Source organism: Sabulibacter ruber, assembly GCF_017355955.1.
Lineage (GTDB): Bacteria > Bacteroidota > Bacteroidia > Cytophagales > Hymenobacteraceae > Nibribacter > Nibribacter ruber_A.
This window is the reverse complement of sequence record NZ_JAFFID010000006.1, coordinates 1-15652: the sequence shown is the minus strand read 5'-3', so window position 1 is coordinate 15652 and position 15652 is coordinate 1. Positions and strand designations below refer to the sequence as shown.

Genomic DNA, 15652 nt, shown 5'->3' with positions numbered 1-15652 from the left:
AACATGAACAGAAGAACCTTTATCAACAGTTCAGCCCTGTTAGGTGCCGGAATCCTTTTAAACCCTCCACTGGTGTTTGCCTCAGCAGACTACCCGGTAGTACGGATGCCGGCGGCAAAGCGTAACTTCCAAAGCAAATCCGTGGAAAACGCCATTGCGGAGTTTTCCAGAAAGGTAAAGGACAAGGAACTGAGCTGGATGTTTCAGAACTGCTTCCCCAGCACCCTTGACACAACGGTAACGCATAGGATCGTGGACGGCAAACCGGACACCTATGTCATCACCGGGGACATTGATGCCATGTGGCTGCGGGACAGCTCAGCCCAGGTGTGGCCTTATCTGCCGTTCGCGCCCAAAGATGAAAAGCTGAAGCAACTGATCGCCGGGGTAATCAACCGGCAAACCCGCTGTGTTTTGAAAGACCCCTATGCCAATGCCTTTTACGGCGATGACAATAAAGTAGGGGAATGGAAATCCGACCACACGGACATGAAGCCTGGGGTACATGAGCGCAAATGGGAGATTGATTCCCTGTGCTACCCCATCAGATTGGCCTATCAGTACTGGAAAACCACAAACGATACTTCTCCATTCGGGAATGAGTGGCAGCAGGCCGTGCGGCTGACGTTGGCAACCTTCAGGGAACAGCAACGCAAGCAGGACCCTGGGCCCTATAAATTTCAGCGCACCACCCCCTTTGCGACCGACACGCTGTCAATGTCCGGGTACGGTAACCCTGTCAACCCGGTAGGTCTGATATGCTCCTCCTTCAGGCCCAGTGATGATGCCACCGTCTACTCCTTTCTGGTACCGTCCAACTTTTTCGCCGTGACCAGTTTAAGGCAGGGCGCTGAGATGATGGGAAAGATTGCCAAAGACCAGAACACCTCCGCGGCTATGCTCGCTTTGGCCGCAGAAGTGGAGGCGGCCCTTCAGGCCCATGCCGTCATAGACCATCCCAAGCATGGCAAGCTCTATGCGTTTGAGGTAGATGGGTTTGGCAGCCATTACCTGATGGATGACGCCAACGTCCCAAGCCTCCTTTCCCTCCCCTACTTAGGGGCCATGGAAACCTCAGACCCCATCTACCAGAATACCCGCAAATTTATCCTGTCCGAGAATAACCCTTTTTACTACAAAGGAACTGCCGGAGAGGGAGTGGGAGGGCCTCATGTGGGCAAAGACATGATATGGCCCATGGCCATCATCATGAGGGCCCTTACCAGCACTAGTACCGATGAAATCAAAACGTGTATCATGATGTTGAAGAGTACGCACGGCGGAACCGGGTTCATGCATGAGACTTTCCACAAGAATGACCCCACCAAATTCACCCGCTCTTGGTTTGCCTGGGCCAATACCCTTTTTGGCGAGTTACTCTGGAAGACCTACCAGGAAAACCCTTGGCTTCTAGCATAGGGGAATACCTGCCGGAACCTGGCGGTTGTTTTCTCCTCCCTCCGGTTATCTGCAAAAGAGACGGCTCTCTGCCACCCTGGATCCGGGATTCAATCTGGCGGGCAGGGAGCCGGAGGAGAAACCTTCCCATGCCCTTCCTATCCCTGCCGGGGATACGAGTCTTTTGAATGGAGGTGTTTGAGTTTAAACCAAGGGGGGCTTGGGGCAACAGCATCAGCCCCGCACCTTGAAAATGAAGTAATTGAATGACTACTCTACGATATGTCCTTTCCCTGCTGACCCTATTGTTGGCTTTTTCCTGTGCTAAAACGATTAAACAAACGGGAACGGTTACTAAGGCAAACGAAAGCCCTACCTATACCCGGTACGTGAACACCTTCATCGGTACGGCCCCTTTGTTAGATCCCAAAATCATCGGCTACACCCCCCCCAAAGACTGGCGGGTGTGGGCGGGGCTGGTGTATCCGGGCAGTTCCCTCCCCAATGCCATGGTGCAGCTAAGCCCTATGACCGAATATGGCTCAGGGGCGGGGTATGAATACGAAGACACGCTTATCTATTCCTTTACCCATACCAACAAAGGCCATTGGAACCTTTGCAACATCCCCGTTCTGCCTGTCACGGGGCCTACCCAGGGCAGGGAGGCGTTTTACTCCCGCTACAGCCACGCCCAGGAAAGTGCCTCCCCTGGCTATTACGGAGTGCTGCTGCAAGACTACCGGGTGCAGGTAGACCTTACCTCCACCCTCAGAGCCGGATTTCACCAGTACACCTATCCGTCCAGCAAAGAGCGCAGCATTGTGTTTGACCTGGGCAAAGCCAACAACCCCGTCAGGAAGTGGAGCATTCAGCAGGTAGGCAAGAATGCCGTGCAGGGGCACCAGGATGTAGGGGAAAAGATATTCTTCTACGCCACCCTCAGCACAGAGCTGAGCAGCCTGGAGAAGAGAGGTGAGGACACCAAGAAGGGCCTGGCTATTCTACACCTGAAAGATGGGGGAAAGTCGGTGGTTGACATGAGAATAGGCCTTTCGTTTGTGAGCGTGGAAAACGCGAAGCAGAATCTTGAAAGCGAGATAGGGGACAAGACGTTCCAAGCGATAAGAAAAGAAGCCGATACCACCTGGGAGAACCTGCTCTCAAAAATACAGGTGAAAGGGGGCACCGATAAACAGAGAGAACTATTCTACACGTCCTTGTACCGGTCTTTTCTCTGGCCTGCCTTGCGCAGCGACACCAATGGAGAATATACGGATGCCAAAGGCAATAAAGCGAAAGCCGATTTCAGGTACTACACGGAACCTTCCCTCTGGGACACGTACCGAAACAACCTCATTTTACTGGGCATTGTTTCTCCTGAGGTAACGGTAGATGTGATAAAGTCACTCAAGGACGTGGGGGAGAGAACCGGTTTCATTCCCACCTTTTTCCACGGTGACCACGCCGCCCCTTTTATCGCCGGATCCTATGCCCGCGGGTTAGACGGCTTTGACGTGAAAGCCACCTACCAACTGTTATTGCGCAACGCCAATATAGAAGGTGGCGCTCGGCCTCACATCACAGAGTATATCCGGAAAGGCTACATCTCTGACCCCGACGTGGCCAACCCGCACGTAGAAACCAAGGGCAAAGCCGGGGTGTCCAAGACGCTGGAGTATGCCTATGACGACTATTCCCTCGCCCAACTGGCCAAGGCGCTGGGGGACACAGCCAACTACCGGGTGCTGATGAAGCGGTCGCAGAACTACCGGAACGTGTTCGACCCAAAGACCAGGTTCATGCGGGGCCGCCTGGCCAACGGGGACTGGATCCAGAATTTCAACCCGCAGTACCCGTATTACGAGTACATGTACCGCGAGGCCAATGCCTGGCAGGTGTCGTTTTTCGCCCTGCACGACATGCCCGGGCTCATTTCCCTGTATGGCGGAGCCAAACCGTTCGAGGCCAAGTTAGACTCCCTGTTTACGTTGCCCTGGAACCCCAATTACATTGCCCGGAACGTGGAAAGCATGATCGGGCAATACTGCCACGGAAATCAGCCTGACCACGAGGCCCCGTTCTCCTACTACTTTATCAACAAGCCTGAGAAATCCCAGCACATGATTGACCGCATACTGGAGGAGCTGTACGGCATCGGGGAGGACGGCCTGGCCTTGTCTGGCATGGATGACTCCGGGGAGATGTCTTCCTGGTATGTCTTCAATGCAATGGGGGTTTACCCCTTTTCCCCTGCTGATGACCAATACCTGGTCACCGTGCCTATTTTTGAGGAAGTACGCTGGACCATGCCCAACGGCAAACAGGTGCTGATTCGGAAAACAGGAAAAGACAGGGCCCTGAAATCCATTCTGGTGGATGGCCAGGCACAGAAAGGGTATTTCGTATCCCATGACCTGTTCAGAAACGGGGGTGAGTTACGGGTGGTGACGGGCAACTGAGGCAGCTCCCGCCGACCCTCCTACTTTGTGGGACCTCTCCTGGAAGGACAGGGATAACCCTCCAACAATGGCCTGGGGATCCCTTCGGTCTGAAACAGCTTCATAAGGAAAAAACGAACGAAGTGCCCCAAAAGCGTTTGGAGATGTTCCCGATACAACAGGCTTGAAACGGTTATAAAAGATTCAACCGAATGGAAAAAACCAATCTGGTATGGTAAGGCAAAGCGTTTTCATGGTTCTTTTTGTGTGGGCAGCCGCAGCGGTGCACGCACAGCAGTACAGCCTTCTTTCGCCGGATAAAAGAACAGGGGTCCAGCTGACCCTGTCAGACAGCCTTTACTATACCGTCACCGCCGACGGCAAACAGCTCGTCCACCCATCGGCCCTACATCTGGAGACCGGGTTCGGGAAGGGCAAGAACTGGAAAGTAACCAGAACCAGCGGGCGGGCGGTCCGGCAGGTGCTGCACCCGGTGGTTTGGCAAAAGGGGAAAGACATTCAGGATAATTACAACGAACTGCGCCTGTCTTTTGCCCACGGCCTGGCACTGGAATGGCGGGCGTATAACAACGGCGTAGCCTGGCGATGGGTCACAACCAGGAAAGGCCCCGTTGAAATCACGAACGAAGTAGCCTCCTTTAACCTGAACCAGGCGGAAAGGGCCTGGTACCCGCTCGAGGAGGAATTTTTCTCCCACAATGAACGCGCCTACCGCCAGATGGCACCAGATAGTATCGGTGCCCAGGACCTCGCCAGCTTACCTGCCCTTTTCAGCGTTCAGAACATGCGGGTACTGGTGACGGAGGCGGACCTGCTCAACTATGCGGGTATGTGGTTGCGGGGAAACGGATCAGGCGGCGTGAAAGGTGTCTTTCCCCGCTACCCTAAGACGACCCGGCTGGACGGGGACAGGAACATGCGGGTGGTGGAACGGGAGAACTACATTGCCACCGTGGGCAACCCGCAGCCCTTTCCCTGGAGAATCATCATGGTGGCCCGGGAGGACGCGGAGCTGCTGGTGAACCAGTTAGTGTACCAGCTTGCCAGCCCCTCCACAGGAGACTTCAGCTGGGTCAAGCCGGGAAAGGTACAGTGGGACTGGTGGAACGACAACAACATCACCGGGGTCGACTTCAGAGCGGGCGTCAACGATGCTACCTACCGGTACTACATCGACTTCGCCTCTAACTTCGGGCTGGAGTACGTGATACTGGATGAAGGCTGGAGTGACACCCGGGACTTACGCAAGCAGATGCCCGGCATTAACATAGAGGAGCTGTCTTCCTACGCCCGACAGAAGAAGGTGGACCTGGTGCTGTGGGCCAACTGGCTGGCGCTGGACGGGGATAAGCTGGAGCCCACCCTAGACCAATTCGCCAAGTGGGGCATCAAAGGGATAAAGGTGGATTTTATGCAGCGCGACGACCAGGAAATGGTCAGGTACTACGCCCGGGTATCCGAGGCGGCCGCCAGAAGGAAGATGCTCGTTGACTTCCATGGTGCCTACAAGCCTACCGGGCTTTACCGCACCTACCCCAACGTGATCACCTATGAAGGGGTACTGGGCCTGGAGCAAAACAAAGGGAGCGGCCTGGTCAACCCAGAGCATAATGTCACCATCCCGTTTATAAGAATGGCCGCCGGGCCCATGGATTATACGCCGGGGGCCATGCTGAACGCCCAGAAAAACATGTGGAAACCCGTCTGGTCCAAGCCCATGAGCATGGGCACCAGGGTGCACCAGCTGGCCATGTACGTGGTGTATGAAAGCCCCCTCCAGATGCTCGCCGATAACCCTACCCATTATGACCGAGAACCCGAGGCTATGGAATTCCTTAGCAAGGTGCCCACCGAGTGGGAGCAGACCATCCCTTTGCAGGCCCAGGTAGGGGATTACGTGCTGCTGGCCAGAAAAGCGAAAAACGGCGATTGGTACATAGGCGGCATGACGGATTGGTCCCCCCGGGAGTTGCTCTTCAACCTGTCTTTTCTGGGGGATGGCGACTACACCATGCAGGTCTGGAAAGATGGGATAAACGCTGACCGCAATGCCGAGGATTTCAAGACCGAGAAAACAACGGTTACCAAAAACGCCACCATCACAGCAAGCTTAGCCAAAGGCGGAGGTTGGGTAGCCCTTATAAGTAAAAAATAAAAATGCGTGGTGAAGGGGCTGAACCTGAGCCTATCGCTTAAACAAGTAACAAGCTTATCATTTATGGATCATTCAACTGTAGTGGGAATCGATGTAGGAGGCACGCATATCTCTGCCGGCCTAGTGGATATTGAAACGAGCACCCTGGTTTCCGGGAGCTACCTGCGGAAAGAGATAGATACCCAGGGCACCGTCACTGAGATTATCACAGACTGGTGCGAGGTGATACGGCAAACCCAAGGGTTCAGCGGGGCACAGGCCGGTAAGATCGGTATAGCCATGCCCGGACCCTTCGACTACGCCAACGGAATCTCTCTTATCAAAGACCAGAACAAGTACGACATTCTCTACAACCTGAACGTGAAGGAATTACTGGCAGAAGAACTTTCCATGCCAGCCGCCGCTATCAGGTTCCTGAATGATGCCGCCTGCTTTCTGCTAGGCGAGGTATTCTGCGGGGCCGCCCGGGGCGAGGGGCAGGTGCTGGGGCTTACGTTGGGGACCGGGCTAGGCTCTGCCTGGTGCCGCCACGGCCAGGTACAGGACGCGGATCTGTGGCATGCGCCTTTCAAAGACGGTATCGCGGAAGAGTATCTGTCTACCCGCTGGTTTGTAGGCCGCTACCAGGAACTAACGGGCCGCCGGGTTAAAGGCGTGAAGGAGCTCGCTGACGCCGCCCCAAGGGATGGCGCGGCCCGACAGGTGTTTGATGAGTTCGGGCGAAACCTGGGGCAGTTTATTGAGGCGGCGGTGCAGCCTACCGCTGCAGACGTGCTGGTGATGGGCGGGAACATCTCCAAAGCGTTCCCCCTTTTCTCTGGAGAGTTGGAGCGGCACCTGCAGAAAGCAGCCTTGCCTATTCCTATCAGGGTGGCTGCGTTAGGCGAGGCGTCGGCGCTCATCGGGGCCGCCAGTTCCTGGCAGGAAAGCCTGCTGGAGAAGGAGGAAGCCCTGAGAGGCCAGGCGGAATAAGGCAAAACCCTCAGGGTCCCGGCTGAAGTTTTCCGGGCACCTTTTTCGTCACCCACACAGGGCAGGTAGCGATACTCCCCTTTATAGATCGGACATGAGGCCCAGGTGACCACACCAAGCGAACAGGCCTACTGACAACCCCATAACATCATCTCTGCTTTTTATGAAACGAATCTGTTTGTTTTTGTTTCTGGTATGGTTCCCCCAGGTGCTGCTCACCGCGCAAAGCCTCAGGGCCCCCGCGTATCCGTTGATCACCCATAATACCTATTTCAGTGTCTGGTCCTTCGGGGATGGGTTAGCGCAGTCGCCCACTACCCACTGGTCCGGCCAAAACGCTTCCCTGCTTGGCCTGGTGAAGGTGGACGGGCAGGCGTATCGGTTCCTGGGTAAGGAACCCAAGGTGTACCGGACGGTGGCCGCCGCCGCGGATGAGACCCCGTATTCGTTCACCTATACCGAAACCGAGCCCGGTGCCGGTTGGATGAACCCGCAGTTCAGCGCTTCCTCCTGGAAAAGCGGGCCCGCCCCGTTCGGGGATGACAAAGCACGCGCCAAAACCCTCTGGGAGAGCAGCAACCTGTGGGTGCGGAGAACCTTCTCCCTGGACGGCGCAGGTACCGGGAACCTGTACCTGAAGCTGCGCCACGACGATGACGTGGAAGTGTACCTGAACGGCGAGGAAGTCTACCGCCTGGCCGGCTGGGCCCACCAGTACCAGTACATTCCCATTCCGGCCGCCATCGCCGGAAAGCTGAAAAAGGAGGGGAACGTGTTGGCCATCCACGTCGCCAATACCGCAGGCGGGCGCTTGCTGGATGCCGGCCTGGTGCGGGAGGAAGCCTCCAACGCCTACGCCAAGGTTGTCCCCGCCGTGCAGAAGAGCGTGGAACTCAACGCCACCCAAACCATCTACCGGTTCACCTGCGGCAAAGTGGACGTGACCGCCACCTTCACCTCGCCGCTCCTGCTCAACAACCTGGAGGTGCTGGCCCGGCCGGTGACCTACGTGAGCGTGAAAGCAGAATCAAATGACAAAGCCAGCCATGAGGTGCAGGTGTATTTGGGAGCCTCGTCAGACCTGGCCGTGAACACGCCAGAGCAGGAAGTCATGAGCCAGGAATACACCGCCGAGAAGCTGTCAATCCTTAAAACCGGCACCAAAGAACAACCCATGTTCCGGGAGAAGGGGGAGAAAGAGCGCATAGACTGGGGATATTTCTATGTAGCCGTGCCCACTGCCGCCAAAGCCATTCAATACATTTCGCCGGTAGGCAAAGAACTGACGCCGTTCCTTTCGGCCCCCGTGGGCAATCCCGAAAACACCCAACAAAGCAGAAACCTGGTACTGAGCACCATTCTGCCCTTCGGCAAAGTGGGGGCCAGCGCCAAAGAACAGGTCTTCCTGCTGGGGTATGATGAAGGATACTCCGTGCAGTTCTTCGGGCAGAACCTGAAGCCTTGGTGGAAAAACAACGCCCCGGCCACCATGGAGAAGCAGCTGGCGCAAGCCTCTACGGATTACAGCAGAATCATGCAGCAGTGCCAGGCATTTGACAGGCAGATGTACCAGGCAGCCGAGAGATCTGGCGGGAAAGAATACGCTGATTTATGTGAGTTGGCCTATCGGCAAGCCATCGCCGCCCACACGCTGGTGAAAAGCCCCACCGGTGAAACGTTGTTCCTGTCCAAAGAGAATTACAGCGGTGGGTTCATCGGGACGGTGGACGTAACGTACCCTTCGGCACCCTTGTTTCTGCTCTACAACCCGGAGCTGTTGAAAGGCATGCTGAACGGCATCTTCTACTACAGTGAAAGCGGGAAATGGAAGAAACCCTACCCCGCTCATGATTTGGGGAACTACCCGTTTGCCAACGGCCAGACCTATGGCGAGGACATGCCCGTGGAGGAAGCCGGCAACATGCTTATCCTGGCTGCGGCCATTGCCAAGGCCGAGGGAAACGCCGGGTATGCCGAAAAGCACTGGCCTACCTTGACCACCTGGGCCGAATTCCTCAGGAAAAGCGGCTTTGACCCCGAGAACCAGTTGTCTACCGACGACTTCGCCGGGCACCTGGCCCGTAACGCGAACCTGTCGGTCAAAGCCATTGAGGCCTTGGCTTCCTACGGCATGCTGGCGGACATGCTGGGCAAACCGGATGTGGCCAGGCAATACAAAGACGTGGCCCAGGAGATGGCGCAGAACTGGATGAAGCTGGCCCAGGACGGTGACCACTACACCCTGGCGTTTGGGAAGCCAGGCACCTGGAGCCAGAAGTACAACCTGGCCTGGGATACAATTCTGGATATAAACATTTTTCCTAAATATGTGCGCGAAAAGGAAGTGGGCTATTACCTCAGGAAACAGGGTACCTACGGCCTCCCGCTGGACAGCCGCAAGACCTACACCAAGTCTGACTGGATTATCTGGACGGCCACCCTGGCAGACAACCCCGCTGATTTCAAAGCCATCATATCACCCGTCTGGAAATACGCCAACGAAACCTCATCCAGAGTTCCCCTCAGCGACTGGCATGAAACCACGGACGGCAAAAAAACGGGTTTCCAGGCACGCTCCGTCGTGGGTGGTTACTTCATGAAACTGCTGGCGGAAAAGCTAAGCGGGAAGCAGGCACCAAAAGCAGGCAAAAGGTAGCGACTAGCAAGTATTCCTATGCACATCCTCCCTTTTCCTGCTTCTAGGAAAGCAGTTGAATCGCATCTGGGGTTCCTCGGTTCCTACTTGAAATATGCGGCAATGAAAAGCTATGCGGGGAAGGTGTGGGATGGGTTGTAAAATGAGTGGGGCCTGTTTTTCAAAAAACAGGCCCAAAACACAAAGCAATTAAAACGCAACCGGCAAATAAGCAGCACGCCCTGCATTGGGGAAGCGAATATTAGAACAGCTAACCGCAGCATTACCTGAAGTACCATCACCTTATAAAACAATCATTGGCTAATGTTAAACCTATCCAAACTCCTCTTTACAAGGAAAGCGCGAACTGTTGCGGCAATAGCCTGCCTGGCTGTTCCTGCCCTGGCCCATGGGCAAACCACTGCTGTTCCCCTGCAGGACCTTTCTTCTTTCCAGAACCCCGGCAAAACCTGGCAGGTAGTGGGCGAGGTGTCCGCTGATCTGGCTGAGGAAAATAAATTGATCCTGAGTAAAGGAACCGGGGTACTCGTGAACATGCCTACCAAGAAGAACAAGGGCCAGGACCTGCTCACTGCTTTTGAGCACGGCAATGTAGACCTGGAACTGGATTTCATGATGGCCAAGGGCTCCAACTCGGGTATCTATCTGCAGGGCCGGTACGAGGTACAGCTGCTGGATAGCTGGGGCTCCACCGCCCGTTCAGCCAATAGCCTCGGGGGCATTTATGAACGCTGGGATGAAAACCGGCCGGAAGGTCAGAGAGGCTACCAGGGGTATGCCCCCCGCCAGAACGCAGGCCGGGCCCCTGGTCTCTGGCAGCACCTGAAAATCTCTTTTCAGGCCCCGCAGTTTGATGCCAGCGGTAAAAAGACCGCGAATGCCAGAATGCTGCGAATCGAGTTGAACGGTGTCACAATTCAGGAGAACGTGGAGTTGTTCGGCCCCACCAGGGGAAGCATCAGCAACGATGAAAAACCCACCGGGCCTGTCCGGTTACAGGGCGACCACGGGGCCGTGGCCTTCCGGAATATGAAAGTGACCCACTACCGCAAAGCCCAACCGGAGCTTAGAAACCTTACGTACAGAATTTACCAGGGAAGGTATGAGCGGCAACCCTTGTATGATAGCATCCCGCCCGAGGCAGAAGGCCCACAGGGAACCTCCAATATCCTTACTTCCAACCTGGAAACCGGTACCAAACAATACCTGATCAGGTATAACGGCACCTTAGAGGTAAAAGAGCCAGGCGAGTATACGTTCAACCTCTTCGCCCGTGGCGGCTCAGGGGCAATCAGGGTAAACAACCAGGACGCAGTGCCTTTCAGATCCTGGGAGGGAAAAGGAACCGTAACCCTGCCGGCGGGTGAATTCCCTTTCGAGGTATTGTATTCCAAATACATGGACTGGGAGAAACCGGTTTTGGCGCTTCGGGTTAGCGGACCTGGGGTACGGGAGTTTCTGATAAGCGAGAAAGAACTGGTGCCCGATGTGGAAGCGGATCCTATCATCGTGTCTGCCCAGGAACGGCCTGTTTTGCGGAGCTTCATGGACCTGCCCGGCCAGTACCGGGTGACCCACGCGGTATCAGTGGGTAGCCCAGATCAATTGCATTACACCTATGACTTAGACCATGGTGCCTTGGTGCAGCTGTGGCGCGGTGATTTCCTGGACGCGACCCCCATGTGGCATGAACGGGGCGATGGGTCTTCCAAAGCTTTAGGTTCAGTTAAACAGTTCGGCAAACCTACCCTTACCCTGGCCACCTTAGCTACAGAACAAGCCGCCTGGGCAACCGATACCACTGGCAGCAATTTCACCCCCAAGGGATACAGCCTGAACCAGAGTGCGGAGCCCTCTTTCCGGTATAGGGTGCATGGGGCCTCCGTGCAGGATGCCTTCCGGATCATTGAGAGCGGAAGAGGGCTGCAGCGGGAACTGAATATTCAAGGTCCTGCCTCCGGATTGTACGCCCGTGTAATAGATGGGGAAAAAATCGAAGACGCGGGCAAAGGCATGTACCTGGTAGATGACAAAGCCTATTATGTGCGCCTGGATGACCTGGCCGGGGCTAAACCTATCATCAGAACGGTAAACGGCCGTCAGGAACTTATCGTGCCCGTGCGCTCAAAACTGGTGTACACCCTTCTTTTTTGATTTCTAAAGCAATCAACTGATGAATAAAGCAGGAAAAAAATTGTTGCAGCACATGCTTTTAGCCGGGGTCTTGTTAGTAGGCTTGGGTGAAGTGTCTGTCGCGCAGGAGTCACCCAAGGAGGAAGACTTCTTTAAGATCATGCGGGTTCCCTCCCCCGAAGGTACGCTGCTGGAAGTAGGGGGCCTGGCGGTATTGCCTAACGGCAGCCTGGGCATCTCAACCAGGCGGGGAGACGTCTTTGTGGTAGAGAACCCCACCAGTGCCAAGCCACACTTTATAAGATTTGCCTCCGGCCTGCACGAAGTGCTGGGACTGGCCTACAAAGACGGCGCCCTTTACTGCGCCCAACGCGGCGAACTCACCAAATTGGTGGATACCAACAATGATGGCAAAGCAGATCTATATGAGACCATCTATGCGTGGCCGATTTCCGGCAATTACCATGAGTACAGCTTCGGGCCCAAGATAGCCCCGGATGGATCTTTCTTTGTTACGACCAACATTGGGTTCACCGAGCCCTGGTGGGAAGGTAGAAGTATCGTGCCTTGGCGCGGCTGGACGCTACACCTCACCGAAGACGGAAAGATGGAGCCCTGGGCCGCCGGCATGCGCTCCCCGGCTGGCCTGGGCATGGTAGACGGGGAAATGTTCTATGCCGAAAACCAGGGAGACTGGGTAGGGTCAGGTGGTCTGTGGCACCTGAAAAAAGGAGCTTTTGCCGGGCACCCCGCCGGGTTGAAATGGGCAGGCCAACCTAATTCACCGGTTAAGGTCAACCAGTCACAAGTGTACGCCATCGTTGACCCCCGGGACAAGAAAAACGAAAAAGGGGAATATGTCAAACCGGAGAATATCCAGGATGAGCCGGTAGTTACCTTACATGATGTGCAAAAGAAGCTTCCAGGGCTGCAATTACCCGCCGTCTGGCTTCCGCACGGAATATTAGGGATCTCTAACACTGAGATCCTGGAAATACCGGACGGCCACTTCGGGCCGTTTGAGGGTCAGTATCTGGTGGGGGACCAGGGGCAGAGCAAGATCATGCGCGTAGTGCTGGAGAAGGTAAACGGCGAGTACCAGGGCGTGGCCTTCGATTTCAGGAGCGGCTTCCAGTCAGGGGTGTTGCGCATGGCCTGGGCACATGATAAATCACTCTTCGTAGGGGAAACCGCCCGGGGGTGGGGAGCCGCCGGCGAGGCAAGTGAGGGGTTGCAGCGCTTGGTCTGGAACAACCGGGTTCCCTTTGAGATGACCACCGTTAAAGCCATGCCCGATGGGTTTGAAGTAGCCTTTACCACCCCGATAGATAAAAAATCAGCGGAAGACCTGGCCTCCTATGCAGTGGAGAGTTTCAGCTACAAATACCATCCGGTGTACGGTAGCCCCATCGTCAACAGAAAGAAGCTGCCGGTAAAGGGCGTGAAAGTCTCAGAAGACGGCATGAACGTACGGCTGGTGGTGGGTGATCTGCGGGAAGGATACATCCACCATCTTCAGCTGGAAGGGGTGCGGGCGAAAGAAAACGCCTATACCCTGGTGCATCCGGATGCCTACTACACACTCAACAATATTCCGGCCGGCACAAAGCTTTCTTTGAACGAGACGGGCACCAGAAACGCTGCGGCGGCACCAAAGCCGGGTAGGGCAAAGGCAAAAGTGAAAACTCCGGCGGCTAAAACCGTTGCTGCGAGCCACGTACCTGCCAAAGCCCCTGCGAAGGCCAAGCCAGCTGCCAATGTGGTGCTTACATTCAATGAGGTAAAGCCCCTGTTAACCAGGAATACGTGTTTGGCTTGCCACAACACCGATAAGAAGCTGGTAGGGCCCGCCTTCAGAGACGTTGCCAAACGCAAGTATACGAATCAGCAGATAGTAGGACTTATCCATAACCCTAAACCAGAGAACTGGCCAGGATATACACCTATGCCGCCTATGCCGCAGGTTCCCAAAAGCGAAGCCCTTAAAATTGCTGCCTGGATCAATACGCTGAAATAAAGCGCTGCAGGGAGCTTTCCGATTTGCCTCTGATTGACATTCCAGCCTGATGAAGGCACGGTGTGCTTTCTGTTTAGGGGCTTCAAGACAGCCTCAGACAGAAAGCACCCTCCTGTAAGCCAGAAGTACAAAACGCCGGTTGTCATAAAACCCCGTCGGCTGAGTGCTCTGCCGATTAAAACGAACGAATCCTCATGAACAGAAAACAGACATTTACCTGGGCGTTGGCAGTTGTAGCTGCCGGGTCCCTAAACCAGGAAAACGCCTTTGCCCAAGAGGTGCCCAAGCCGCCTAAAATGACCCCAGAGATGACCGAATTCTGGGAACCGGAGCCCCGGGTAGTGACCCCTGGCTTGCAAAATGCCGCTCCCTCAGACGCTGTTGTGCTGTTCAACGGTAAGGATTTGGCTGAGTGGAAGGCGAAAGCAGACGGCGCCGAGGCGAAATGGGCCATCAAAAACGGCACCTTTACCGTGGGTAAAGGGGACATCACGACCAGAAAAGAGTTCGGGGATTTTCAGCTGCACCTGGAATGGAGCGCGCCAGATGAGGTAAAAGGCAGCAGCCAGGGGCGCGGCAACAGCGGCATTTTCCTGCAGGACAGATACGAGGTGCAGATTCTGGATTCGTACCAGAACCGCACCTACTCCAACGGGCAGGCGGGTAGTATCTATAAACAGCACCGCCCGGTGGTGAACGCCATGGGCAAACCTACCGAGTGGAATGTCTATGACATCATCTACACCGCTCCTCGCTTCAAAGAAGACGGCTCCCTCTTTTCACCAGCGAGGGTCACGGTGCTGCACAACGGCGTGGTGGTACAGAACAATGTGGAGATCAAAGGTCCTACCGAATACATCGGGCTGCCGCAGTATAAGGCGCACGGCAGAGCCCCTATCAGTTTACAGGACCATGGCAACCCTGTCGCATACCGCAACATATGGATCAGGGAATTATAAAGGAAGCTGTCAACGGTACCCATGGTTCCTTAGGAACTTGCCGGTACTGGATCAACAGCCCGCTTAGACAAACACTGCGTGTTTTGTTTTAGGCCTGCTCATAAAATAGAGGCCTAAAACAGCGCATCAGCTTCGGTTTCCCCCGCGATGGGGAAGTAGAAGAGAACAAAACAAAGCTTTCACCTAAATAAAAACCCGCACAATGGTTACTACAGAGAAGGAAACCCTTTTTGATCAGATTGAACAGAAGTTACAGCAGCAAGGCTTTCAGATTGCGAACAAAGACATGACCAGGCCCTGGGGCGGTTTCTTTGTGATACAGGAAGACCAGGCCCAGCAATTTGCCAATGTCTATTTTGACGGCATAGACATTGATGATCTGAAGATAGCAGGCAAGCTCAGCCCTAAGATATTGGTGGTAGCACCCCAGAAAAGGCTGTCGTGGCAGTACCATCACCGGCGGGCGGAGATCTGGAAAGTGGTGGAGGGAACGGTTGGCGTGGTAGTAAGTGACACCGATGAGGAAGGGGAAGTAAAAGTACTGGAGCCCGGTAGCCTGATCACCTTAAAACAGGGAGAACGCCATCGCTTGGTGGGCTTAAGCGGCTGGGGCGTTCTATCGGAGATATGGCAGCACACAGATTTACATTTGCCTTCAGACGAGGAGGATATTGTAAGGGTGCAAGATGATTACGGGCGGTAACCCCTAACAGGACTACGCTTTAGGTTAACAACAATAACATTCCCCTTCACCAAAAATCCAGACAATTTCATGGCAGGAATCTCAAACAGCGCCCGCACGGCCTCGGCTGCGGCGGAGGCGGTGGCCCCCGCGGGCAAGAGCTACACGGGCCCGCTGATGGTGGTGACGCTGCTGTTCTTCATGTGGGGCTTCATCACGTG

Annotated in this window: 9 protein-coding genes; all 9 read left to right on the top strand. The window is 55.1% G+C overall.

The annotated features are described in order from the left end of the window. The first annotated feature begins 3 nt into the window (after window positions 1-3). Window positions 4-1419 carry a glycoside hydrolase family 125 protein gene (locus JT719_RS21990; protein ID WP_207435919.1) on the top strand — a complete coding sequence of 472 codons (1416 nt, stop codon included), beginning with the start codon at window positions 4-6 and terminating at the stop codon, window positions 1417-1419. 245 nt (window positions 1420-1664) lie between these two features. Then, window positions 1665-3857 (top strand): GH92 family glycosyl hydrolase, encoded by a 2193-nt coding sequence (locus tag JT719_RS21985; protein ID WP_207435918.1) that lies wholly within the window; start codon window positions 1665-1667, stop codon window positions 3855-3857. Window positions 3858-4068: 211 nt separating this feature from the next. Beyond that, window positions 4069-6012, top strand: coding sequence for a glycoside hydrolase family 97 protein (locus JT719_RS21980; protein ID WP_207435917.1), 1944 nt, complete (start codon window positions 4069-4071; stop codon window positions 6010-6012). Window positions 6013-6075: 63 nt separating this feature from the next. Beyond that, window positions 6076-6984, top strand: coding sequence for an ROK family protein (locus tag JT719_RS21975; RefSeq protein WP_207435916.1), 909 nt, complete (start codon window positions 6076-6078; stop codon window positions 6982-6984). Window positions 6985-7147: 163 nt separating this feature from the next. After that, window positions 7148-9640, top strand: coding sequence for a glutaminase family protein (locus JT719_RS21970; protein ID WP_207435915.1), 2493 nt, complete (start codon window positions 7148-7150; stop codon window positions 9638-9640). Between the two features lie 303 nt (window positions 9641-9943). Beyond that, the gene (locus JT719_RS21965) at window positions 9944-11794 is read left to right on the top strand and encodes a 3-keto-disaccharide hydrolase (protein WP_207435914.1); all 1851 of its coding nucleotides are present in this window, start codon (window positions 9944-9946) and stop codon (window positions 11792-11794) included. Window positions 11795-11846: 52 nt separating this feature from the next. Further along, complete coding sequence (locus JT719_RS21960; protein ID WP_207436134.1) at window positions 11847-13790, top strand: hypothetical protein; 1944 nt, start codon at window positions 11847-11849, stop codon at window positions 13788-13790. Between the two features lie 194 nt (window positions 13791-13984). After that, window positions 13985-14749: a 3-keto-disaccharide hydrolase gene (locus JT719_RS21955; RefSeq protein WP_207435913.1), complete on the top strand. Its 765-nt coding sequence runs from the start codon at window positions 13985-13987 to the stop codon at window positions 14747-14749. A 202-nt stretch (window positions 14750-14951) separates the two neighbouring features. After that, window positions 14952-15452, top strand: coding sequence for a cupin domain-containing protein (locus JT719_RS21950; protein ID WP_207435912.1), 501 nt, complete (start codon window positions 14952-14954; stop codon window positions 15450-15452). Window positions 15453-15652 lie beyond the last annotated feature (200 nt).